Source organism: Paraglaciecola sp. (genome assembly GCF_051252315.1).
In the GTDB taxonomy this organism is placed as follows: domain Bacteria; phylum Pseudomonadota; class Gammaproteobacteria; order Enterobacterales; family Alteromonadaceae; genus Paraglaciecola.
Genome location: NZ_JBPOFP010000005.1, coordinates 17,295 through 40,402 on the forward strand (window position 1 = coordinate 17,295; position 23,108 = coordinate 40,402).

The window sequence follows — 23,108 nt, forward strand, 5'->3', positions numbered from 1 at the left end:
TAAACAAATAGAATACTCTCACTGACTCAAGCGAACCCAAACTTTACAATTAATTAGGAAACATTATGTCAAAGATCAAACTTTATACTTTTCCATTATCTGGTCACTCCCACCGAGTGGAATTATTATTATCTCTACTTAAGATTGATGCAGAATTAATCCAAGTAGACTTACCTAATGGCGAACACAAAAGCCCCGAATTTTTAGCCAAAAATCCCGCTGGCCAAATCCCCGTATTAGAAGATGGCGACATCACATTAAACGACTCAAACGCCATATTGTTGTACTTAGCTAACAAGTATGATGTGGCAAAAAACTGGTATCCAGATGACCTACTTACCCAAGTACAAATTCAGTCTTACTTTTCTTTGGCTGCCGGTAAACTCGCATTTGGCCCCTGTAATGCAAGGATCATCAATGTATTTGGTCGCCCATTAGATAAAGAATTTGCCTTATCTCTGGCCCATGATTTACTCACTCTATTAAATCAAACCTTATCGAAGCAAGATTGGTTAGTAGGTGATGGCCCTACCTTGGCAGATATAGCGCACTACACTTATATTGCCCATGCGCCCGAAGGTGATGTGTCTTTAGCCGACTATCCTCAAGTGCAAGCTTGGTTATCGAGAATTGAACAACTCGACGGCTTTATTCCAATGCAAGCCACAAAAGCCGGCTTAGCTGCTTGAGCTTAAAAGATGAACCATAAAAGCATGCACCGGCCTGCTCAGTTCCATGAACACGAGCAGGCCCTACAACAAAGGCTGGGTAAAAAATCCATGATGGATAAGGTTGGAAAAAACTTTATTCGCCCTTTTATGCCACAACAACATTGTGAGTTTTTTGCTGAGTTGCAGTATGTTTTTATTGGTGTGATAGATAGCCAATTAAAGCCTTGGGCACATATTCTTTATCATTCAACATCCCTAATCAAGGTTATGGATGATAGGCACTTGCAAATTAATATTTCTGAGATGCCAAGAAGTCAGTTGCCCCCTTTAAAATCAGGCACAGATCTAGGCCTGTTAGGTATTAACTTAAGCAACAAAAGACGCAACCGCGTAACCGGTACTATTGTCGAGGTCACTCAAACTAGCTTTAGCATCGAGATTAAACAGTCTTTTGGTAACTGTGCTAAATATATTCAGCCTAGAGCTTTAATCCCTAGGCATCTGTCTGGCGAAACTGCAACAGGACAAAAAGTAACTGAATTCAACGTATTTAACAAAAGCATCCAGACACTTATCCAACAAGCGGATACCTTTTTTGTGGCTAGCTATTATTTTAACCAAAGTATATTAAGTAAAGCCGAACTTGCCTCAAATGGCGCGGATGTATCTCATCGAGGCGGTGAACCAGGGTTTGTTCATATAGACAACTCAACCCAACTCACTATTCCAGACTATGTGGGCAATAACTTTTTTAACACCTTAGGAAATATCCAAGGAACCGGTAAGGCTGGACTTATGTTTATCGATTTTAAAAACAGCCATATTCTTACCATGACAGGTAAAGCCAGTATATTACCCAATCCTCCTAACTTAGCACGCTATGCGGATGCAAAACGATTATGGCAATTTAATCTAGAGCAGGCATACTTTTCAGCTAATGCCCTGCCCTTTTATTTTAACAAGAGATAATTATGCAAGCAGACACTATGCTAAACATGAATTTTGCAGAACGAGTGGTGGTCAATAGCCACGACTTAGATTGGCAACCCAGTCCCAAAGCAGGGGTTTGGCGTAAACCTTTGGCTCGTGAATTCAAAGAACAAGGCCATGCCACCAGCATTGTTAAATATGAAGCTGGCGCGTCATTTTCTGAGCACGACCATCCACTGGGCGAAGAAATATTAGTCCTAGATGGCGTTTTTTCAGACCACACCGGCGACTATACCCAAGGCCAATATTTTCGAAATCCTGAAGGGTTTAAACATGCCCCTTTTAGTCAACAAGGCTGTACCATTTTAGTTAAGCTACATCAATTTCAAGCAGACGATCGACAGCACCTTTTAATCGACACTCAAAACACCCAGTGGCAGCAAGGCCATGGCGCATTGAAGGTAATGCCGCTGCATGCTCACAAATCTGAATCTACAGCCTTAGTATTTTGGCCAGCTGGTACAAAGTTTAAACCCCATCAACACTGGGGTGGTGAAGAGATTTATGTTATTTCTGGTGAGTTTATCGATGAACAAGGACGATACCCAGCGGGCACTTGGATAAGATCACCACATATGAGCGCACATAATCCCTATGTTGAAGAAGACACCTTAATTTGGGTTAAGGTTGGACATATTTAACAGCATATAAAAATCAAAATAAATCGATGCTTGTTATCCAGAGTCGGGGGGTAGTAACTTCGGCTTCACGCCCAAAGCGTGACCAAATATCTTAAGGAGTTGAACGATAAACTTAGTGATAAATGATACGTTTCAACGAACCTAAACCCCGCAGTATTAAGACATATTTAACGTTACACTGATCCCTGTTATTTTCCTGCCCCCAGTTAATTCTTACTGACAGGTGACAAACTGTTGGCATACACAATCCAGTTACTATACTCGTCACTCACGCTTTAGGTACTTCGCTGATTTCACCGAAAAGGATAGTGGTTGTGGTTGTTTGAACACGAATCCGAGCACATTGGTCAGTTTACTCAGATCGGCCGTCTTAAAATCTGAGAGCTTAATTTCATATGTCTGCCACTCGTTTGTGAGTTGTATCTCAACTTTTGTCGCGCTACCGTCTCTTTCATCTTCACTATCTTCTATATGTATAAGAAGAGTTTCACCACCTACATCACCCTTTAATTCAAGCTGAAGTGTGTCAAATTCAGAAAAGTCGAGTGGCATTAAGATTCCCGAATCATCGTAACTAAAAATCCAAAAGCCCGCCCAAGTAATATTACCACTGTAACTAACATGCAGAGCTTTATCTACTCGCCCAGCTGAAGTTAACTCTATTGCGGGTAAAAGCCCTGTGTTCAAAGGCAAATCCTTTGAAGCCCCCTTTATATGGGTGTAATTGGAATCTCCAACGTTTGGGACATAGGCATGCAAACCCACTCGGCCATCGACAATTAAATTCGGTTCAACATCGCCTTGGCCCATATCATAAATAGCATCAAGTTCGCTTAGAGTAGTGTCATCATATTCCATCATGCCTTTTTCGACCATCCTGATAAAGGCTCTACCAAGGTACTTAAGCCTTTCATAATCCTGAATTAAGGGTTGAACAGATCTTGCTTGAGTAAAAAGAGCTTTCATACTTGAATCGGCTATTAACTGCTGGTACTCAGGCTGAAGCGCCTTAAATCGTTCCGTAGTGAGGAGATCCGGTTCGGCTATTTCAAATAAGCTCAAATTTTTTGGCCAAGTTGTTACCAACTGTAAATCTAGCTGCCTGACGTACTCATTGTGGTTCCTCTCTTTAAGTCCTATTCGCCTAGCTGTTTCGTAATATAAGTAGAGCAAATTTTCAATCGCTTTTCCTTGCATTTGTTTAAGGTTACCAGAGCTCTTCAGCGCCTCGTAACCACTGAGGTCAGCATTGAAATAATGCAATCTCTTAATCTCGGAGAAAGCTCGATTAAATTGTGTAATCTCAGAAACAGAGAAAGAAGTTTTATCAAAAGCAAACCATTCAGCCTTACCCGATTGCTCGAACGCGTCCTCTCGTCTTCTGCGTGTATTATTTAGCAATACCCCGTCGTCACGCATATTTTTTGCGACGATTTTTAGATAGCTACTCAGTGCTTTTTGCTGCTCTTGATTGCTGTTCCATGAATTAATTTGCAGCGCTATCAGAATACCAATCACCACCAGCACAATTTCACCGAGGGCATACAATAAATAATTCTGAAACTGTTGATTGGAAAAAAAAGTGCGTTTGATTTTTCTAAGAATAATCAGCATGAGGCAATAAACCTTCCAAGGCAGTGTTATTTTGCAAAGTAACTCAATAACAAATCAATTGGGAATAATCGAAGGCTCAGCCCTCATTGTTTGGACTAATCTAGCATGAACTGAATTTAAGTACTATTCACTCATACGCGACTATCTGGCTTGGTTTGAATCTAATTTTAAAACCTTCACATTGAGTTAGGACTGCTTCAGTATAGTTTTCAACTTACCTATTATTACTCAGCTCACTTGTTAGGTTTAATACCATCAATGAACTGGGCCTTTAGTTTACTTGGGTTACCATCTTGGTCGTTGTACAACAAATACCAAACCAAACCCGCGTCGGAAATATCTGGTTTACTTAAGTGATCAACATTCAACATGTCCCATAAAAATCTAACATCTGGGTCAATATGATTTTTCAAAAAGTGATATGGCACCCAAGTTTTTTGTTTGTTCACTTTTGACGAACTCCAGCCCTTCTTTATATTAGAAGACGAATTTTGATCTTTAATTCGTTTGAAGTTTTGCTTTTCAACTATTGGAAATTCACTGAACACATGCTCCATTCTTCGATGCTCAGCTCTCCTAATATGATTGTCGTTATAGTTGCTATGCGAAAGAATAAGCAGGTGATTGATTGCTTGCTCTTGCCCTGCTGCTTTTACTTTTTCTAATGCTCGATAAAGGAACTCGGTAGGCCCCATTGCAATAAAGTACAATGGGTCTTTGGCGGTTGAGATTTTAATTTGTTCGGCTAAGTGATTGATTGCTTTATTATTGTCACCAGATACATCAAAAAATACGGCTGGATCAAAGTTTTTCCACCGCATCAATGCGCCGTCAACGCCTTCTTTCATAATGTTTCGCGCACTGGTATGTGGCGGGGAGCCAATAAAGTTATTATAAGAGTAATGGACTAACTTCCCTTCTAAATTTGCATTGGCAATCATAGCTAACGCGGCGGGAGTAGCACTCCAGTCGTCTTCATCTCCTCTTTGCCACTGGGATTTATAAGTATAAGTTCTGCCTGCGTCTGCAGCCGGTGCTTTTGCGGTAACTTGCCCGCCCCAGGTATTTGGATCAGCTTGATTATTACCGTCAGCACTTATAGCGATACGGTTATTGTTATAGCCATATCCTGTATTGGAAAAAGCTTTTGTTGCAATGAGTGTTATTAACACTAAAAATATTATTTTTTTCATTTTTATTCTCTCTTGAATTCAACTCATAAGCGCTACTAGTTTCAAAAACTGAGGATTAATATCACCCATTTAGAGATTAGCCCTACTTTTCCACTCGATTGACCTGAAGTACTGCACTGGCAATCTTGCCACCATCATCAGGATAAGTGAGGCTAACCACACTCTCGTCTTTCAACGCTTGCATAGGCACTTGTAATTCGACCATGCCATAGAACATACTCCTGCCTTTTTGGTCATCGCCCGCCCAATTGGTTGGCAGTGTTAAAGGTGTACCGTTTATTTTGATCTCTGTAGGTAGCGGCTGCTTGCCTAGTTTACGGGCAGGGGAAAGACGAAGTACTGCATTACCCTTCCCTGTGGGAACCTGCTTAAAGGTAAACTGAATCGGCTCTCCTGCCTTAATATCCTGTAGGTAATCTGTGGCATATACTCTATGTTCTTTTACCGTATCTTTAACTTGCACTGTGTTCTTCACGTTAACTTGGAACATAACTATTTCACCGGCGCCTAACTCAAAAACCTCAGGCACATTTTTTAATGTTTTTTCTGCAAGTATAGGTTTAGCCACATTAGTAGTTAACGAGCGCAATACAACTGAATCTGTTTTGACTTCTTGTAAACCTTTTAAGGAGACTTGTTTGGAAGCGGAATCAAGATTCATCATGATCACACTTAGCCGATTGGTATCTGCTAACATGTGAACCCGCACATCTGGGTTACTACTTGCGCTATTACGCCACTCTCCTTTAACGCCTTTCCAGAAGGAATAAAATTTCATCAAATCGGTTTTGACATAGGTTTTGCCATCCGCCAAACGTCGCCAAAGTAAATAAGGATTGGCTTCACCAGGCACATAATCCTTAGTCATATTATAGGTCCATGAAGCTTTACCTAGTATAAAAGGAACCGTGCGCATTAAACGATCAGGATGATCCATAAACGTCATTAACTGACCTAGCGCTGAATACAACATGCCAGCTGAACGTTCTTCACTGTATGGCATGGTACTCATGTTGCCTGCTGGAATTTTTCCGTATTCAGTAATCATAAGAGGCTTTGCCACACCGAATTTGATGTGACTATAGGTGTCGATAATATCCATAATCGCTTCAGAGTTACTGCCAGTTCTGGACCTTGGTGTTCCCATCACATTCACACCGTCGTAAATGTGATACGACCAAAAATCCATATTTTCACCGGCAATATCCATGAACTTTTTCTGCCAGTTATTCCAGTTGTTCCAGTCACCACTTTCAAATTCTACCCAAGCGGCAGAATAACCACCCACCATCACATTTGGGGTTAACTCTTTAACTCGCTTAGCCACCACATTGTGTTGTTTGCTCATCTCTTCAATTGTGGTGGGGATCTTTTTGGCTTTAACAAAAGGTTCATTGTAAACCTCTATAGCAAGGGGCCTGTTTTCATCTGTAAATGCCCACTTTAGCATTTGTGCAGTATATTCTGCTGTTGCTTCTGCTGAGCGCGGTCCCCATTCAAGTGACTTATTATGTACATGCCCATGCATGATTTCAGGGTGAGTACACAAGATAACATTACGCATATGACTCGGTTTATATCTAAGCTGATCACTTTTAGCGCTGAATTTTGGGGCAAATAATTCTTTGATTTTACCTACATCAGGCATGTCAGGATTATTACTATCAGCGGGAATGTCTCTGGCTAGCCAAGAGACAAGACCGCCATCTCTTCCGTATTCCGCTTCAAGTTCATGTTCTATGTATTGCCGATCTTCAGCGGTTAGATCAGACGAACCAAAACTTTCATGAAGCGTTATGAATTGTGCTCTATCAAAATGAGTAACCCCACCAATATTACGAGAAGTGTTTGGTTCCAGATGAACATTAACAATTTCAGAAGAAGTAGAAGAAACAGACAAAGCTGTCAAAGAAAAGAGAATAACCAGCGAAAGTGATTTCATTATATAAAGTTAACAATTTATATTTAAATATAATGCATTATAAAAACTTTATATCACTTAAAGCTACCTTTTATTGTATGTAAGGTATGTTTATTTGTTTCATATAATATCAGTTCATCTCGATAGGACACCACCATTGGGATCAATCGTAACCTGTTCTTGACCGACGACAAAAGTATTCCAAAACTCACCAATGGTATGTAAACCTGACATGTTCAATATAAACCAAACTTCAGATGTATCAGAAAAATCCACGCCACCATGATGAATAGAAGACCACTCCTCTGTGTATCCTCCTGGATAATATCGAAGAATCACTGCATCTGCTTTATTCCATAAGGCTTTAGTTTTAGCTACGGGCGAGTTTTTAGCGGCGGGTAAATAGGTTTTATTTTTGTTTTGATAACCTGGCGTACTGTAGTCACTTCTATCGCCCCACTTTGTTTCACCATAGGGTGCATTACCGTCATCTAACTGCACATACCAAGAATACTGTTTAACGTAGGCCAAGTCATCAGCGGTGGTTTCATTCTCGTTCCACTGGCTATGTTGTACCACCATCACTTTGTTTTTAATCGTTTCGGCAGAAACACCGTCTTTAATTAAAGCGGCAATCCAATCTGCGGTGACATCCGATTGTCCAGCTTCAGCCACCCACACTCGACCACCCGCTTCAATCACTTCCTTAGCTTTGTTTTTGACTCGAGTAACCGTGCCTTTATTATCGGTGTGCCTATCGGTCCATTTAGTGTTTTGCTCTCCAAAAGCCAAGGTAAATAACTCTGGAGAATGCATGAATTTACCACCTTGCTTTCCATAAGCACCCGATACGGCATAATAATCAATATCTTGAAAATCAGGGTGAGCTAAAATGCTACCCGCAGCCGCGATTGCGTGTATATCATCTGGGTCAGGTTTACTGTCATATTGAAGTAAAAGAAGGTCATTTTTGCGGTCAAATTTAACTTTATCCGTTGCCGCAAAAACATTTAGCGAGAGGCTCATGGCCACTCCAAAGAGGACGAGTAAGGCGATAATATTTTTCATAGTTTTGTTCTCTTTTTTACATAGGCCCAAGTAAATACACTAATTAGTTATAAATCTCGTTCAGGGTATAAAAGACTTTAGTGGATGAAGGCTTACGTTGACTCGCACTGACCACACCTTCAAAAGCAATTTCCACAATTTTACCGGCGGTCAATGGCATAGTGATATCGACATACGTTTTGTCTTTGGATAATTCGACATTAGCAATTTTGACTGAGGCCAAATCCACTTTTTCCGAGCCATATTTTTGATGGTAATGATAATGCCATTGTTGTACTGCAAAACTCTTTAAATTAACACTTTCTGCCTTTAACGCCTCGGTAAAAAACAACCTGAAACCTGTCTTGGTGAGCTTAATATTTAGTAATTCAAATGGATTGGTGCCGTCCCACACCACTTTTTGTAAACCAAAAGGTTTATTGCCTTCTGCGCCCCAGCCCCGTGCAGTTTGGCCTATCCACAACTGACCTTTTTGATCAAATTCTGCGCGAATATTGCCACTTTGAAAACCGTTCATAAAGGTTATGGCTGCCCCTTGATACTTTCCATTTACCTTTTCTAGTAACACTCGGAAGATATTAGACATGGTTAAATCAGGCATAAATATTTGATCTTTAAATGGACCAAATTGTCCTTGGGTGAGATCCCATTCTGGATTACCCGGTGATTTAGCAATTTCGCCATGTGGAAATTGCACAATAGGCTTTTCGCGCATCTTATCCAAATCTTCAACTGAGTATTTGTCTTGCCATTTTCCAGTATTACCTGGCACATTCATTAACGAACTAGGCTGTCCATAGAACTTGCCTTCTTCGAGTAAATGCATTTTGGAGGTGCCAACCCATCCGCCTTGATTATCGGTAAAAAATATTTCGTCTTTTTGATTAATACCAATACCCGCTGGTGAGCGTAATCCCCACGAATAAGGCAGCCACTCGCCCTTTGGCGTAACTTTATAGGCAAAGCCACGGTAACCACCCCAGCCCCCTTGGAACCCCAAGTTAAGCGTACCGTGTAAGTTGCCAGCTTTGTCTTTTACGGGGCCAAAATTAAATTCATGGTAGTCATTGTGAAATTCCCACCCGCTGGCCACATGAATATAATCTTCGGCAACACCATCGTTATCTATGTCCACTAAACGTGTGAGCTGAGGCTTATGTGCCACTAAAATGGAACCATCGTCATCCACCAACAAACCCGTTGGTTCGTGTAATCCAGAGGCAAATTTAGACCAGTTATTGTCTTTAAGCATCCACACATCACCAAATCGAGTGGCCACATACACCAGCCCATTTTTGTCGCTATCCATCCCCGTAATGTGAAATCTCACATCCCTAGGTGTTTCGATAGTTTCGGTGTGATAACCATCTGGTTTATAAAGAGGTGCAGCCAAAACTTGGCTACAGCAAACAAAGAATAAGCAACTAAGAGCAGTTATTTGTTTCATCATTTTATTTATCTCCTGCCCAAGTTAATTGAATGGAAAAATTAGAATACGCCTGAATATCAACACTTAGGGTTTCACCTATTACTTGGCCTTGCTCACTGCTAACCAGCAAACCTTCGGCACTTGGTAGCGTAAAGGTTAACTTCTTCAATTTACTAGGATTATCAATTACTCGATAAACAAAGATCCCTTGGTTTGACCTTGTAAAGTCAGATGTCACCATTAACGTTAAGCCGTTCACGGTAAAATGAAATTCTGGGGCTGCACCATTGATACGGTATTTAATTAATTGGCAGCTTGGTTGATTATTATCGGACTCTGCAACAGGTTTAATTTGTTGTGGATGATGGAACACCCAATCCCCTAGAGGAATACTGCCATCTTTACCCCTACCACCAATATTGGGGCCAACATTTAACAGGTCATCCTTCCATAAACCGTTAATAGCACAGCTACGGGAGTTAAAGGCATAGTTGGCTTTTTGCGGCGAACCAATGGCCATGGAATAAGCTGGCAGTTTGACTATTTTCTTCTGCTGCACTAGGTATTCACCGGCGGCTTTTATCTCATAACGACTATTTTTACTTTGTTTGTGCGCCTGACTCGAAACGGGGAACAACTTGATAGAAGCATCCTGATTCACTACATATAGTTCAATATTACGTAAGTAAGCACTTGCATTTCCAGAATAAAAAGTGAAATTTAATTGCTGTTTCCCTTTATTTAACAACCACTTTTGCACACCACCGTAAGTCACCGGCGTGATGGATTTTCCATCTATGCCTACCTTGATATTTAAGTTTTTAATGCGCTCAGCGTACAGGTAACTTTTTTGATTTTTAGGCCCATAAAAAGTGCCAGAAAACACTATAGCGTAATGGGGAATTTCAGGTAATTCAAAATCGGCAAGATTCTTTTTTAACCGACCAGAAGCCACTAAGTCTTCGTCAGAAAAATCACCATCATCAGCACTCTCTAACTGATAAATTTTGTATTGCAGATTTTCAAACCCTTCACGCTTAGACAGAATATAAGCCACAATGGCATGTTGAGCAGCTAGCGGAAGAATAGGCCCAAAACCGGGCATTCCTGCTTTATCAAAGCCTTGTTGTAAACTCTGCAAAATTTTCTCAGGTTCACCACCATACACCCATTCACCGTCTTTAAGGTTAAAACCAACAGCGCCACTTAAATCTTTTTTATGACAGCCGGCACAGTGTAATAAAAACTGGCTTTTGCCTTTTTCTAAAGCAGAGGAGTTTTGTAAGAGAGACTGAATTGCTTTTCCAGCACTTTTTCCTGAATCTTTGCCAATTACAGGATTACTGAGCGCCATAAGTGCGCACAACAAGACTGCAGAAAACTTTCTGAGATAATTAAATTCACTAGCCATAAATTAAATATGAATCACGCTTTTTATATATATATATCAAAATACTAACACTGTTTTAACATTCTGTCTAAAGCACAGCTTAGTTATGCAAATAATCGCAATAAAGAAAAAAATATTAGTAAGCCATTAAGGGCGTTTAAATATTGTTAGCCCGAGACCTGGATAAGAAGTGTCGTTAAATTATATTTTTTATAAAGTTATTTATAGATTCATTTTGAAGAATTAATAATTGATTACTCGGCGACGAAATGTTCATTTCTAATAAAGCATTTTTCAGACCGCACCGGCGATTACACTAAGGCCAATACTTTCGAAATCCTGAAAGGTTTCTACACGCACCATTTACCAATTCCATTAATCATTGCGATAGGTGGTGCAAAAGTTTTTAGCAGAAGCCAACTAACAGCTTTGCAAATATTGCCACCGCATTAACAACTACCAATTAGACAATCTGTTGTGATTGAAATATTTGGCTGTAACAAAGCCTTTTTTAACTTATCACTATTCACCACCCAGATATTTAATAACATATTTTGCTCGAGCCAAAACTGAATAAACTTTTCGGTTGCTAATAAGTGATCAGGCTCAATCATAGAAATCCCTAAATACTTGGCAGTAAAGGGTTGCTGCAAAACATATTGAGTAAAAGCCGAATAAGGAGGATGGGCTTTTAAGGCCAGTGATGTATTAATCTTAGGATTTAGGCTTCTAACGTAATACAGCAACCTAGGATCAAATGACGAAATAAATCCCTGCTGATAATAATTAAAGCGCTCGAACAGCGCTGCAATTTTTTGCGCCATAGCATAATGATTATGTATTTCTGTTTTAAGTTCTATTTCTAGGATCAAGCCTAAGCTCGTCGCTTCTTGCATAACCGCTTCTAAGCTAGGTATGTGCCACTCGGTTAGCTTCTTATTGTTAGAGTTAACTAAGCGCAGTTGCTGTAAACTTTCAGCAGTGAAATCTTTTACATTGCCGTGTCCATTTGTAGTCCGCTCTAGAGATGGATCGTGGAATACCATAGGTACATTATCCTGACTGAGCATCACATCAACTTCAATAGCTTGAGCGCCAGCCTCAGAAGCAGCGCGCATTGCAGCTATACTATTTTCAGGAAAAGTTGAGGCATCACCTCTATGAAGAAAAACTAAGCCGCCAAACGGCCCAACTTGATTTTGTTGTGGTAAAGCAGTCGTTTTATAAATTAGCACAAAGACCAATAATGCAAACAGCTCAAAACAAACTAGGTTACGTATAAACCTCACTAAATAAGACCTAAAGCAGTAGCCGTAACACCCAATGCAAAGTGCAACAAAATCACACCTAACAAGGTTTTATGACGACGATACAAGGTTCCAAATAGTACACTAGTTACAAAAACACCCGTTGCAACACTAAAAGACAAGTGCAAATGACAAACTGCAAACAACACGCTTATAGCCAATACGGGTTTTAAAGATTTAAAATCGTGCATTATGCGCGACACCATCAATATCCCTACACCACGAGCGATAAACTCTTGCCCAGCTGTATGAGGAAGATAACTCAGTAAGTAAAACCAACGTTCAGTAGAGCTATATTGTCGAACAGTTAGCCAGTTAAACAAAGGTTCAACTGGATTTTGACTGAGAATTTTTGCAAACACTAAAACAGGAACAATTAAACAAAACACATAAAAACATTCTACTAGAGCAGTTTTACTCCCATCAAATGTGAGCCCTAATTCAGCCCGAGTAAACTTCATGCCTTTAACGGCCCAAATAGTGGGTCCGAGTAATAACAGTAGAAAAAACCAACGTATAAAAGTTTGTAATCCCAACGATTCGTCTGAATAATTAGGAATTAAACCTGTGACCAAAAACAGCCAAGCGGACACAAAATAAAAACGCCAATAAAGCAACTTTTCGTATCGGTGATTGTGAATAAGTTGCTCAATTGAGGCTAAATTACTTTCGTCTTCTAACTCGATATTTAATTGATTATTCAATCCCTAATCCTTTGACTCGATATCCCTGTTAAGCACTAAACACCTAAAAGTGACAGTAGTTGCAACTCCTAACTTTGACTTAATAAGAATTAATCTAATCAATAAATTAAGCGTTACCAGCCACTTTCATCTTCATTTGAGCTGAAAAATCTAACATTCTATTAAGTGGGATCAGAGCTTTTTCACGTAAATTATCATCTACAAAAATCTCATGGCCACTGGTTTCGGTTAAAGATTGTTTGATGGCATCTAACCCATTCATCGCCATCCAAGGACAGTGAGCACAACTTTTACAAGTTGCGCCATTGCCACCGGTAGGTGCTTCTAACAAAGTTTTATTCGGTGCCGCGTGTTGCATTTTATAAAAAATGCCGCGATCTGTAGCTACGATAAATTTTTCTTGAGGTAACGACTGAGCTGCGTTAATTAACTGAGTGGTAGAACCCACTGCATCAGCTAAAGCCACCACACTAGCTGGAGATTCTGGATGTACTAACACACCCGCATCAGGATGTAAGTGGCGCATGTCGTTTAATGCCTTAGCAGAGAACTCGTCGTGCACAATACACTCACCTTGCCATAACAACATATCAGCGCCTGTTTCTTTGGCAATATAGGCACCTAGATGGCGATCTGGCCCCCAAATAATCTTTTCGCCCAATGCATCGAGGTGTTCTACTATTTCAAGGGCAATACTTGAGGTGACCACCCAATCTGCACGCGCTTTAACGGCCGCAGAAGTATTCGCATACACGACCACTGTATGATCTGGATGAGCATCACAAAACGCTGAAAACTGCTCGATAGGGCAACCTAAATCCAGAGAACATGTTGCCTCAAGTGTCGGCATCAGTACTGTTTTTTCAGGGCTCAAAATTTTAGCCGTCTCACCCATAAAACGTACGCCAGCCACAATCAATGTATCGGCTTCACAATCTCGTCCAAATCGCGCCATTTCAAGTGAATCAGAAATACAACCGCCGGTTTCTTCGGCCAAAGCTTGGATTTCAGGATCGGTATAATAGTGTGCGACTAACACAGCATTTTTTTGCTTCAATAGAGTTTTGATTTCTTGAACATAACGCTGTTGTTCGATTTGATTTAAAGGCACGGGTTTAGCCGGAAACGGGTAATCAATAGTTTCGACTTGAAATTGCTGAGACATAATTTTGAAAGAAACACTAACGGGGAAAATCTAAGGTTCGAGCATTATATCAAACTGTCACAGAAATGACATATCACTTTAAAAGTGTTGTCCCCTTAAATTAACATGAACTATTGGGTTAAATACATTTTGTACTTGGCTCGCCAATATTGACTCTCAGTGACATTATTATGTTCTTCGTAAAATTGAGCGAAATTGACATGAGCCGAAGGCGAGTTATGTTGGTCCAATAAACTATTTCGCCAAGCTGTAAGGTATTGCTCGGGAATGTAAGCAACGTCGTGATACTCCATAAACGTCAATCGCTTACTATTTTTGTACGCTTGATTAGGGTGGTTGTCACAGGTACGTGCGGGGCTTAAATTAGTACTATCATTTGGCTTACTAAATCGTAAGTTTGGGGCTCGGCCTTGCTGACATACTTGTTTCGCCAGCTCTGCACTTAACGGATATTCATCCACAAAACCTGCAAAATGGGCCAATTCATGGACAAACACATCATAAGTATCTTGTTGGTCTAGGTACATGATGCCGTTATGCACATTCGCTTTGCCATCTTTTGCAAAAATAACTAAATGAGTGAATTGCAGTGATTTTACGTGTTGTGCCAATAAGGGTAAGTCACAACTGATCCTCTGATGGGTTGTTTGGTTGTTAGTACATTGAACTGTTTCAGGGTTAAACCAAATTAACTCATAAGCACAAATAGGCAAAGACTGTAATCTCTGGTCATTAATCAATTTTTGTTTGAGTTTTTCAGCTTGAGTTAAGGAATTAACGCTACCTGCAACAAATAATAACTGTTGGCTACATGAACTAGGTAAAGCAGCTTGCTGAGAAAAAGTTTGATTGATCGTTCCGTTTACAAAAGTCTTAAAATAAAATTCATAAAAACCCGCTTCACTTTGTGGTTGATTCAATTCTTCTAACATAGCCAATGAAGAGTGATATTGCTTTTGTCGCCACAAATCCAAGGCAATCGAAATGGATGGGGTCGGCTTTATTTCAGTTTGATTGTCGAATTGACTGACAGGATCATTAACGGGCGAATTAAAGAATAGAAAAGTAACAAGAAAAAGGAGAACAACTGCCAAAAAGCAAATCAGTCCTCCTTTAACCAAACGGGTCATTATTATTGAGTTTGCGGAACGTCAGAATTATTGTTGTCACTTTTATCACGTAGCAAGTTTAACTCTAAACGAGCGTATCTGTGCTCAACATATTCAAATACATTAGTACTTAAAGCTAATTTAAAATAATTCGATGCAACCCCTCGATTTCCAAGCTCGGAGTGATACTTACCTAAATAAAAATAAGCTTCGCATAATCTATCAGTTAACTGTTGCTGGCTAGTTACGCCAGAAATTAAGGCGCTTAATAACTCGTTTTCGGTAACCCTATCTAAATATAAATCCACTAACTTAGTAGCCCAGTTTTTATCATCCAAGTTTTTACGTAGTTGAGCTAGTTGCTTTTTTGCCACTAGGGGATCAATTTCAATTTCTGCCAAATATCGCCATAACGCTCGGTATGGGTCAGAAGCATTTTTATTATAGAACTCACCCAAATCACGAACGGCTAAGTCTGGACGACCACCGTAATACAATGCTATTCCACGATTTAAAAATGCAAACTCCATTTCTGGATTGATATCGAGTGTGGCATCAAAAGCTTCATAGGCTTGAATAAAATTCATCTGCTGGGTGTAATGCACGCCCATAGAATTATAGGCTTCGGCTAAATCTGGTTTTAATTTTATGGCTTGATTAAAATCGTATTGCGCTAATCCAGACAATCCCACACTGTCATACAAAGTCCCACGTTGATGAAGTAATTGAGCTCGTTGGTCGTCTTCTAAATCAGCTTGCCCAAGAATATGACTATATCTGGCAATCGCCAACTGGGACCTAGGGTTCATCGGTGCAGGTTCTGCTAAAAGCAAATTTCCCATCTGCCCACCACCTTGATTTGAAGCGATATTGGACGCACACCCAGTTAAATAAGTGCTTAGTAGAATAATAATGAAGACAAGTTTTTGCATAATAAAGAGAGGGTAATAACCTATTAAAAATAAAATATTTATATTGACCTAAACACCAAACAAAATGTTCATTTAACCCAATAAAAATAATCAACAACATGCGATAAATATTGGCCTTAGAGTCGCTTATTTCCTGTAAAAAGTAAAGTTACTCAAGGCCTGTGTTAATAATAATTGAATTTAACTTGTATCAATAAGTAAAAATAGTGCAGACTAACTGGTCAACTAATTACAAAAAACTGACATGCGAAACGATTCCGTGAATGACAAGAAACAGCTTTTAGCATTAGCACAACAAGTTCAGCGGCATGCCCATGCACCTTATTCAAACTTTAGAGTAGGTGCTGCCATAATCGATGAAAATGCTCAGTATCATGGAAGTTGTAATGTTGAAAACGCAGCCTACCCATTGGGTCAATGTGCTGAAGCAGGGGCCATATCGGCTATGGTTTCTGCTGGTAATAAACATATAAAACAAATATTAATACTCAGCCCAAATGAAGAATATTGCCCACCTTGTGGGGGGTGTAGGCAAAAAATTGCTGAATTTGCCAATGACCAAACACAAGTTCATTTGGCCAAAAGCAATGGTGAAATAAAAACTCTGTTGATTAGTGAATTATTACCACTGGCGTTTAATCTAGATACTCCTTAATTCTTAGCTAAAAAGTCGCAGAAAATCCGATACCCACGCCACTAACTTCATTGGCATTAATGCCTAAAGACCAGTTTGGTGATCGTCTAAATTCAACTGCTACTTGCCATTTTTCTTCGGTACTAGCACCCAACTCTAAAGCAAGGGATTCTGTTAGTCGAAAATGGGTGTCTGCTTCCATGTGGACTTCACCATGGTTATTTATCCAAAAGGCCGATTCAACACTAAAAGGTAAAATATACTTCACACCTAACATTAGCTCATTTTCTTCGTCCACTTGTTCAGCCCCAACAAAGTAACTCAGCCATTTCGACTGTTTGTACATATATTGTAATGACAATTCGACATATTCTGAAAAATGTTGCGCGCCTTCAAACTCAATACTATGCAGCGCATTGCTATATCTAAGTGACAGTTCAGTGTGGGTTGAATAAAGCGAAAAGTCGCTTCTGCTGTACCAATCTGAATCCATTATTTCGTTACTCTTCATTTTGGCTTTAACAAACTCTGGATTACCTGAATAGTCGCTGTAACGCACTACTCTAGCCATACCCGTTTTAGCATGATAAAGATTGTGACAATGAAAAAACCATGCTTTTTCTTCATTGGCAGCAAACTCTATAGTGACATTTCCCATTGGCGGTACGTCAACTGTGTGTTTCAAAACGTCATATTCGCCATTGCCAGAAATCACCTTAAAAAAATGACCATGTAGATGTAATGGATGATGCATCATGGATTCATTTTTAAAATGAAAGCGCACCACTTTTCCCTTATCAATTTTAAGCACATCTGCTTTAGATAAAGGCGTGTCATTAAAACTCCAGTTATACGTTTCCATGTCTCCCGTTAACCTTAAAGAAAACTCCTGAATTTCCCCATTGTATGTAACGGCTTGTCGAGATTTCAGCATGGCATAATCCAATTTGTCCGCCACAACCTCTTCAGGTTTCATCAATTGATGATGTGCATGGTGTTGATGAGCAGTCTGTTGGGATGTTTCTTGTTTGGCTTGTTGAGTGTGCATATCGTGTAAATTAGAACCACTATGTTGAGAATGATCCCCGACATGGTTCTCGCTGTGGGCCATTTTGGCAAATAGATTCGGACGTACTGGATCTGGCGACGGCTTTGATTGACCTTTTCCGAATGTGACTTTCACGCCACCTGTGCCATCCATATTGTTGGCAGCAAATTCATAGGCACCAGACTGGGGGATTGTCACAATTAAATCATAAGTTTCAGCCATACCCATTCTTAATTGGTTAACTTTGACTTTTTGTACATCGAGTCCATCAGCAGCAACGACTTCAAATGCGCCTGCGTTTTGCTGAATATCAAAATAGCTAGAAGCCCCTGAATTGATTAAGCGTACTCTTACCCTATCTCCCTCTTTAGCTTCAGGTACTAAATTTAACGAAGTTTGACCATTCGCTAAGAATGCATCGTAACCAACATCAGATACATCCATACCTTCCATACGCTGCCAACGGTTGCTCAGCCAAGCATCTAGATTACTGTTTTCTAAATATCCTTTAATACTAATGACAGAGTCTTTTTTGTAGGCATACCAATCACCATCTTTTTTAAGGTTTTTTAATACATCGATAGGATCTTCGTCGGTCCAGTCAGACAATTGCACCACCACATCATGGTCAAAATTTTCTGAATACCCCTGTTTAGGATGAACTACTACCGCTCCATATTGACCTTTCTGTTCATCAATTCGAGTATGACTGTGGTACCAATATGTGCCGGCATGCTTTAGGTCAAATCGATATTCAAACTCCCCTCCAGCTTCAATGGGAAAATAAGTCAAATAAGGCACGCCATCTTGATCTTGTGGTAAGAGTAATCCATGCCAATGAATTGAAGCCTGATCATTAGTATGGTTTATCACTTTTATTATGGCTGTGTCGCCTTCTGTAAATTCTAATAGAGGCCCTGGAATACTGTTATTTATTGCCATAGCTTCGACATTTTTTCCAGTAAAGTTAACGGTTTTGTAATCGACATTAAGCTCAAAATGCACTTCTTTTGCCCATACATTTGTTGCCAAAATCATACAAACGAATACGAATATTGTTTTCATTGAAATCTCCAAAAATTTTAAAAATAGCTATTAAATAGCGGATAATTTTTTAAATGGAGATTTGAGTGGGAGGGCGAAATTGAGGGCTAAACGCTAAAGATTGATGGTTAACATTTGAAGCGATAATGGCACCTGGGATGGCGGCTACAGATACCGATAAATCAAAGGACTGAGTATCTTGAGCACATTTATCACAGTCACATAAATGTTGCTCTGCTTCTAGTTCATATTGATTTGATTCAATCTTAGAGTTTTCACTTTGATTTGGGTTATGACATGGCATTGGTTCTGCCTGTACTACCAAACTATCATGTTCCATGGCACATATATCCAGCGCTGAAAAAGCATTGGTTGCCAAAGTGATTAATAGAAAAAAAGCTAAAAAACGTTTCATTATTTTATTTTACAGTAATACCTTACGATATGCAGTCAATTCATTAACTTTCTAGGCCTGTTATGACTGACTAAAGCCAGCACGTAATGTGTAGTATGATTTAATTCGCCGTGCTACATTTTGATTCAATAAAATCAAAAACTACGTTCAAAAAGGCTGCCAACCTTGTCATATATTAGGTTTTTATTATTCACCTTAGCAATCAGCATATTTAGCGCTGTAACAATAGCCAAAACACACATCACAACACTTCAATCTGATGGCCCCAACAAAGGTTTATCAGCATACGAACTCATCAAAAACTTTGGTGGAAAGAGATCAATCGAATCACCAGATTTATATCCCCAAAATCATCCAGATGTGCCACATATATATGAAGAGACTGATGATAAAGTTGGTCATCATTTTGTATTTTTATTACATCGAGATTTAGATAAAGACAGAGATAAATACGTTAAGTTTTCAGATAGGCAAAGAAACGAAATCAAAGCCTATGATAAATCCATCAAAGCATTAAAAGGCTACGAAGGTGAAACCTTAACTTATCGTTGGAAATTCAAACTTGAAAACAACATGTCGTTATCAAAGAACTTCAGTCATTTCTTTCAATTAAAATCTGTAGATGACGGTGTAGGCATGCCCATTTTTACTTTTTCTGGCAGGTCTTATAAAGGTCAAAAATGGTTTGCCATGTCGCACGCTGCAGTATTAAAAGCTGACATTTTAGACAAGATACTTTGGCAAGACATAGCAGGCACTTGGTTAGAAGCTGAGTGTACAGCGACCTTTGGCAATAACGGAAAACTCAACATAAACATCAAGCGACTCTCTAACAACAAAACCATTATGAGCTATAAGTCTGACAATATAGACATGTGGAGGGGCACCAAACCAGCCCACTTTGTGCGACCTAAATGGGGACTTTATCGCTCGTTAAAAACCAAAGAGATGTTAGAAAACGAGCAGGACACTATACGATTTGCTGACTTCCAAGTGAAAAAATCAGCACCCTAAGTTGTTATTAAAAATAAATCGAGCCGCATCATGCGGCTCGACTATTAGTCAAAAAAGACTTTTATCACATCGAATATTTAGGACGCTTTTCTTGCACAGTCGAAATTAAACTACCTGCGGCTTAAAAGGTAAGTCTCTATATCGTTTACCCGATGCAGCGAAAACCGCATTACTTAATGCTGGCGCAAAAGGCCCAAGTCCAGGCTCACCTAAACCAGTGGGTTTGTCACCCGCTTGGATAAAGTGCACATTCACTTTTGGCATTTCGTCAATACGCACCACTGGGTAGTTGTGGAAATTGGAATTCACTACAGCACCCTCTTTAAATACCACTTCTGTGCGTAAAGCTAGGCCCATGCCCATAACAACGGCACCTTCCATTTGCGCAGCCGCACTGTCGGTATTTAATACTTGGCCACAATCCACTACAGCATCTACTTCTAACACTTTAATATCATCACCGTTTACTTCAACCCGCACAGCCATGGCCACGTAAGATTGGAAACTATAATGCACTGCAATGCCTAATCCTTGATTCTTAGGCAACCCATCTCGCCCTGTCCAATTAGACTTTTCAGCTGCTAAGGCTAAAGCACGTTTTGAGCGTTTAACTTCTTCGGCCTTTTTCTTATTTTTGTTGTTGTCATAGATGTTGTTTAACATGCTAACGGTGTCTTTTTTGGCTTTAATTGCCAATTCGTCCGCAAAGGTGCCGTAAGCAAAACCGTAAAAAATGGCATATACAGCGCGATACCAACCAATTCTGGTGTGAGCGATGGCTTCACCCGATTCACTTCTTACGTTTTTAATACCAAAAGGGTGATTATGAATTTCTCTTAATTCCCCTTTACCTGCTCTATCCACTGCTGGGTTGAACAAAGAACCAATTGGCGGAAAAGCGGCTCGGTGTAGCCAACCAGTCACATTACCTTCTTTATCCAATGATGCTTCAATATGCTGGGCACTGATCGAATGATAATAACCTGTTCGCATATCTTCTTCACGAGACCAAGTCAGTTGTACTGGCGCTTTAACTGCTTGAGACAATACAGCCGCTTCGTGAACATAATCACATTTAAACTTACGACCAAAAGCACCACCAGCCATAGTGACATGTACCAAAATATCTTTAGGTTCACGTTTTAAATATTGAGATAACACTTTTTGAATATCATTTGGACTTTGTGTCGCTGCCCATACTTCACAACTATCATCTTGCACCCAAACTACACTCGCGTTGGGCTCCATGGGAGAGTGAGATAAGTGCCCACCTGTATAAGTGGCTTTTACTACACTATTTGCTTGTTTAAACGCTTGTTCAACATTGCCAGTTTCTTTGTTTAACTTGGCTGGAGATTCGACATTTTTAACTAGTTGCCCTTTATAGGCTTGCGTGTCGTAATTACCATTTTTACCTGCATCCCATTCAATCTTTAACAATTTAAGGGCTTGCTGCGCGGTCCACGTGTTGTCTGCTACTACTGCTACACCACCAATTGAACCAAAAGGAATTTCAAATCTTGGAATTTCAATGACATCAATCACCCCAGCCATTTTAAGCGCGCTTGATTTATTACCGACAGATTTAAGTTTTCCACCTAACACTGGACAATGAGTAATGGCGGCATATTTAAGACCAGGCATTTTAGTGTCAACACCGTAGGTCAAAGATCCTTGAATAATGTCACTTAAATTATGACGAGCTAAGTCTTTACCTATGTATTTATAGTCAGATTTTTCTTTTAAAGTAGGGCTTTCAGGCACATCCATGGTAGCGGCAATACTTGCCAATTCGCCATAACTTAGTTTTTGTTGGTTAGTTTGATTGATCACAAAATGATTATCAGCCACACAGTTATCGGCAGAGGTATTCCACACCTTGGCCGCAGCGGCAACTAACATGAGTTTTGCTGCAGCACCGGCTTCACGCATGGGAATATACATTTTACGAATACTGGCAGATCCCCCCGTACCTTGAGGGCCATACAAGTCTTCATTGCCATCGGCTTGGCGAACTTCAACTCGATCCCAATCGGCTTCTAATTCATCAGCTACCGCAGCAGGTAAAGCAGTACTAATTCCTTGACCCATTTCACAACGACCACAATAAATTAGAGTATCGCCGTTCTCAGCAATATGGATAAAGGCATTAGGATTAAAATTACTATCAGCACCATGAATAACTTCAGCCATGACATGTTGCGGTAAAGTAACGCCCAGCACTAAACCGCCTGCAGCAAAACCACTTGATTTTAGAAACCCTCTTCTACTTTGGTTAAATTGTTTACTTTCATTGGTAATAGACATTATTTAACCTCCTTGTACATCACTTCGGCAGCGTCGGTAATGGCAGCTTTGATACGCTGATAAGTCCCACAACGACAAATATTGCCTTGCATCGCATTATCAATATCTTCACCACTTGGCGTTTTATTCGTAGCTAAAAAGCTTGCCGCATTCATAATCTGCCCGGCCTGACAGTAACCACATTGTGGCACTTTATGTTCTGTCCAAGCTTGTTGTAATGGGTGCTCACCTTCTTCAGACAAACCTTCAATAGTGGTAATTGATTTTCCTGCAACGGCCGACACTGGCAGCACACAAGAGCGAGTAGCGGTGCCATCTACATGAATCGTACAAGCGCCACATAAGCCCATACCACATCCAAACTTGGTGCCGGTTAATTCAAGTTTATCCCGTAGAAACCACAACAATGGCATGTCGTCAGGTACATCGAGCGGGTATTCTTGTTGATTAATAATAATGGACTTACTCATTAAACTTTCCTTTTAAGCTGGATTCTTATCGTGCTAAATAAT

The 23,108-nt window shown here is 39.9% G+C and carries 20 protein-coding genes; 5 read left to right on the top strand and 15 right to left on the bottom strand.

Annotation, left to right across the window (positions count from 1 at the left end; translation table 11 throughout):
* Positions 1–65 precede the first annotated feature (65 nt).
* The 3 genes from ACSHXM_RS01575 to ACSHXM_RS01585 are packed head-to-tail and all read left to right on the top strand — an operon-like array spanning position 66 to position 2,302.
* Positions 66–689, top strand: coding sequence for a glutathione S-transferase family protein (locus ACSHXM_RS01575; protein ID WP_435686966.1), 624 nt, complete (start codon positions 66–68; stop codon positions 687–689).
* A 9-nt stretch (positions 690–698) separates the two neighbouring features.
* Positions 699–1,640 (top strand): hypothetical protein, encoded by a 942-nt coding sequence (locus tag ACSHXM_RS01580; protein ID WP_435686967.1) that lies wholly within the window; start codon positions 699–701, stop codon positions 1,638–1,640.
* Positions 1,641–1,657: 17 nt separating this feature from the next.
* Positions 1,658–2,302, top strand: a complete 645-nt coding sequence (locus tag ACSHXM_RS01585; protein WP_435687015.1) for a cupin domain-containing protein — start codon at positions 1,658–1,660, stop codon at positions 2,300–2,302.
* A gap of 264 nt (positions 2,303–2,566) precedes the next feature.
* On the opposite strand, the gene ACSHXM_RS01590 is transcribed toward ACSHXM_RS01585, so the two are convergent.
* The 11 genes from ACSHXM_RS01590 to nlpI form a co-directional block, all read right to left on the bottom strand.
* Positions 2,567–3,916 (bottom strand): DUF6090 family protein, encoded by a 1,350-nt coding sequence (locus tag ACSHXM_RS01590; RefSeq protein ID WP_435686968.1) that lies wholly within the window; start codon positions 3,914–3,916, stop codon positions 2,567–2,569.
* A gap of 233 nt (positions 3,917–4,149) precedes the next feature.
* Positions 4,150–5,109: a hypothetical protein gene (locus tag ACSHXM_RS01595; protein WP_435686969.1), complete on the bottom strand. Its 960-nt coding sequence runs from the start codon at positions 5,107–5,109 to the stop codon at positions 4,150–4,152.
* 82 nt (positions 5,110–5,191) lie between these two features.
* Positions 5,192–7,051 (bottom strand): hypothetical protein, encoded by a 1,860-nt coding sequence (locus tag ACSHXM_RS01600; protein WP_435686970.1) that lies wholly within the window; start codon positions 7,049–7,051, stop codon positions 5,192–5,194.
* A gap of 114 nt (positions 7,052–7,165) precedes the next feature.
* Complete coding sequence (locus ACSHXM_RS01605; protein WP_435686971.1) at positions 7,166–8,098, bottom strand: hypothetical protein; 933 nt, start codon at positions 8,096–8,098, stop codon at positions 7,166–7,168.
* Between the two features lie 43 nt (positions 8,099–8,141).
* The gene (locus ACSHXM_RS01610) at positions 8,142–9,548 is read right to left on the bottom strand and encodes a hypothetical protein (protein WP_435686972.1); all 1,407 of its coding nucleotides are present in this window, start codon (positions 9,546–9,548) and stop codon (positions 8,142–8,144) included.
* Between the two features lies 1 nt (position 9,549).
* Entirely contained in the window at positions 9,550–10,881 is a 1,332-nt protein-coding gene (locus ACSHXM_RS01615; protein WP_435686973.1) for a c-type cytochrome, read from the bottom strand.
* A gap of 485 nt (positions 10,882–11,366) precedes the next feature.
* On the bottom strand, positions 11,367–12,206 hold the full coding sequence (locus ACSHXM_RS01620; protein ID WP_435686974.1) for a glycerophosphodiester phosphodiesterase: 840 nt from the start codon (positions 12,204–12,206) through the stop codon (positions 11,367–11,369).
* Positions 12,206–12,928, bottom strand: coding sequence for a CPBP family intramembrane glutamic endopeptidase (locus ACSHXM_RS01625; RefSeq protein WP_435686975.1), 723 nt, complete (start codon positions 12,926–12,928; stop codon positions 12,206–12,208). Before ACSHXM_RS01625 ends, ACSHXM_RS01620 begins: the two co-directional genes overlap by 1 nt.
* A 106-nt stretch (positions 12,929–13,034) precedes the next feature.
* Complete coding sequence (gene nadA, locus ACSHXM_RS01630; protein ID WP_435686976.1) at positions 13,035–14,093, bottom strand: quinolinate synthase NadA; 1,059 nt, start codon at positions 14,091–14,093, stop codon at positions 13,035–13,037.
* Between the two features lie 110 nt (positions 14,094–14,203).
* The gene (locus ACSHXM_RS01635) at positions 14,204–15,187 is read right to left on the bottom strand and encodes a hypothetical protein (RefSeq protein WP_435686977.1); all 984 of its coding nucleotides are present in this window, start codon (positions 15,185–15,187) and stop codon (positions 14,204–14,206) included.
* A gap of 38 nt (positions 15,188–15,225) precedes the next feature.
* Positions 15,226–16,134: a lipoprotein NlpI gene (gene nlpI, locus ACSHXM_RS01640; RefSeq protein ID WP_435686978.1), complete on the bottom strand. Its 909-nt coding sequence runs from the start codon at positions 16,132–16,134 to the stop codon at positions 15,226–15,228.
* A gap of 244 nt (positions 16,135–16,378) precedes the next feature.
* Here nlpI and ACSHXM_RS01645 point away from each other — a divergent pair, with 244 nt between their 5' ends.
* Positions 16,379–16,789 carry a cytidine deaminase gene (locus ACSHXM_RS01645; protein WP_435686979.1) on the top strand — a complete coding sequence of 137 codons (411 nt, stop codon included), beginning with the start codon at positions 16,379–16,381 and terminating at the stop codon, positions 16,787–16,789.
* A gap of 7 nt (positions 16,790–16,796) precedes the next feature.
* Here the strand turns inward: ACSHXM_RS01645 and ACSHXM_RS01650 are convergent, their stop codons facing one another.
* Both ACSHXM_RS01650 and ACSHXM_RS01655 read right to left on the bottom strand, forming a co-directional pair.
* Complete coding sequence (locus tag ACSHXM_RS01650; protein WP_435686980.1) at positions 16,797–18,881, bottom strand: multicopper oxidase domain-containing protein; 2,085 nt, start codon at positions 18,879–18,881, stop codon at positions 16,797–16,799.
* Between the two features lie 49 nt (positions 18,882–18,930).
* On the bottom strand, positions 18,931–19,275 hold the full coding sequence (locus ACSHXM_RS01655) for a hypothetical protein (RefSeq protein ID WP_435686981.1): 345 nt from the start codon (positions 19,273–19,275) through the stop codon (positions 18,931–18,933).
* 165 nt (positions 19,276–19,440) lie between these two features.
* Here ACSHXM_RS01655 and ACSHXM_RS01660 point away from each other — a divergent pair, with 165 nt between their 5' ends.
* Positions 19,441–20,289 (top strand): heparin lyase I family protein, encoded by an 849-nt coding sequence (locus ACSHXM_RS01660; RefSeq protein ID WP_435686982.1) that lies wholly within the window; start codon positions 19,441–19,443, stop codon positions 20,287–20,289.
* Between the two features lie 105 nt (positions 20,290–20,394).
* Here the strand turns inward: ACSHXM_RS01660 and ACSHXM_RS01665 are convergent, their stop codons facing one another.
* The gene (locus tag ACSHXM_RS01665) at positions 20,395–22,596 is read right to left on the bottom strand and encodes a molybdopterin cofactor-binding domain-containing protein (protein ID WP_435686983.1); all 2,202 of its coding nucleotides are present in this window, start codon (positions 22,594–22,596) and stop codon (positions 20,395–20,397) included.
* Positions 22,596–23,066, bottom strand: coding sequence for a (2Fe-2S)-binding protein (locus ACSHXM_RS01670; protein WP_435686984.1), 471 nt, complete (start codon positions 23,064–23,066; stop codon positions 22,596–22,598). The genes ACSHXM_RS01665 and ACSHXM_RS01670 overlap by 1 nt, the downstream gene beginning before the upstream one ends.
* Between the last annotated feature and the right edge of the window lie 42 nt (positions 23,067–23,108).

What these genes read in the sequence shown, in the direction of transcription:
- ACSHXM_RS01610 (WP_435686972.1), bottom strand. Translation starts at nt 9,548, where the DNA reads ATGATGAAACAAATAACTGCTCTTAGTTGCTTATTCTTTGTTTGCTGT.
- ACSHXM_RS01655 (WP_435686981.1), bottom strand. Translation starts at nt 19,275, where the DNA reads ATGAAACGTTTTTTAGCTTTTTTTCTATTAATCACTTTGGCAACCAAT.
- ACSHXM_RS01670 (WP_435686984.1), bottom strand. Translation starts at nt 23,066, where the DNA reads ATGAGTAAGTCCATTATTATTAATCAACAAGAATACCCGCTCGATGTA.
- ACSHXM_RS01650 (WP_435686980.1), bottom strand. Translation starts at nt 18,881, where the DNA reads ATGAAAACAATATTCGTATTCGTTTGTATGATTTTGGCAACAAATGTA.
- nlpI (WP_435686978.1), bottom strand. Translation starts at nt 16,134, where the DNA reads ATGCAAAAACTTGTCTTCATTATTATTCTACTAAGCACTTATTTAACT.
- ACSHXM_RS01665 (WP_435686983.1), bottom strand. Translation starts at nt 22,596, where the DNA reads ATGTCTATTACCAATGAAAGTAAACAATTTAACCAAAGTAGAAGAGGG.
- ACSHXM_RS01645 (WP_435686979.1), top strand. Translation starts at nt 16,379, where the DNA reads ATGCGAAACGATTCCGTGAATGACAAGAAACAGCTTTTAGCATTAGCA.
- ACSHXM_RS01605 (WP_435686971.1), bottom strand. Translation starts at nt 8,098, where the DNA reads ATGAAAAATATTATCGCCTTACTCGTCCTCTTTGGAGTGGCCATGAGC.
- ACSHXM_RS01590 (WP_435686968.1), bottom strand. Translation starts at nt 3,916, where the DNA reads ATGCTGATTATTCTTAGAAAAATCAAACGCACTTTTTTTTCCAATCAA.
- ACSHXM_RS01580 (WP_435686967.1), top strand. Translation starts at nt 699, where the DNA reads ATGAACCATAAAAGCATGCACCGGCCTGCTCAGTTCCATGAACACGAG.
- ACSHXM_RS01600 (WP_435686970.1), bottom strand. Translation starts at nt 7,051, where the DNA reads ATGAAATCACTTTCGCTGGTTATTCTCTTTTCTTTGACAGCTTTGTCT.
- ACSHXM_RS01575 (WP_435686966.1), top strand. Translation starts at nt 66, where the DNA reads ATGTCAAAGATCAAACTTTATACTTTTCCATTATCTGGTCACTCCCAC.
- ACSHXM_RS01615 (WP_435686973.1), bottom strand. Translation starts at nt 10,881, where the DNA reads ATGGCGCTCAGTAATCCTGTAATTGGCAAAGATTCAGGAAAAAGTGCT.
- nadA (WP_435686976.1), bottom strand. Translation starts at nt 14,093, where the DNA reads ATGTCTCAGCAATTTCAAGTCGAAACTATTGATTACCCGTTTCCGGCT.
- ACSHXM_RS01585 (WP_435687015.1), top strand. Translation starts at nt 1,658, where the DNA reads ATGCTAAACATGAATTTTGCAGAACGAGTGGTGGTCAATAGCCACGAC.
- ACSHXM_RS01595 (WP_435686969.1), bottom strand. Translation starts at nt 5,109, where the DNA reads ATGAAAAAAATAATATTTTTAGTGTTAATAACACTCATTGCAACAAAA.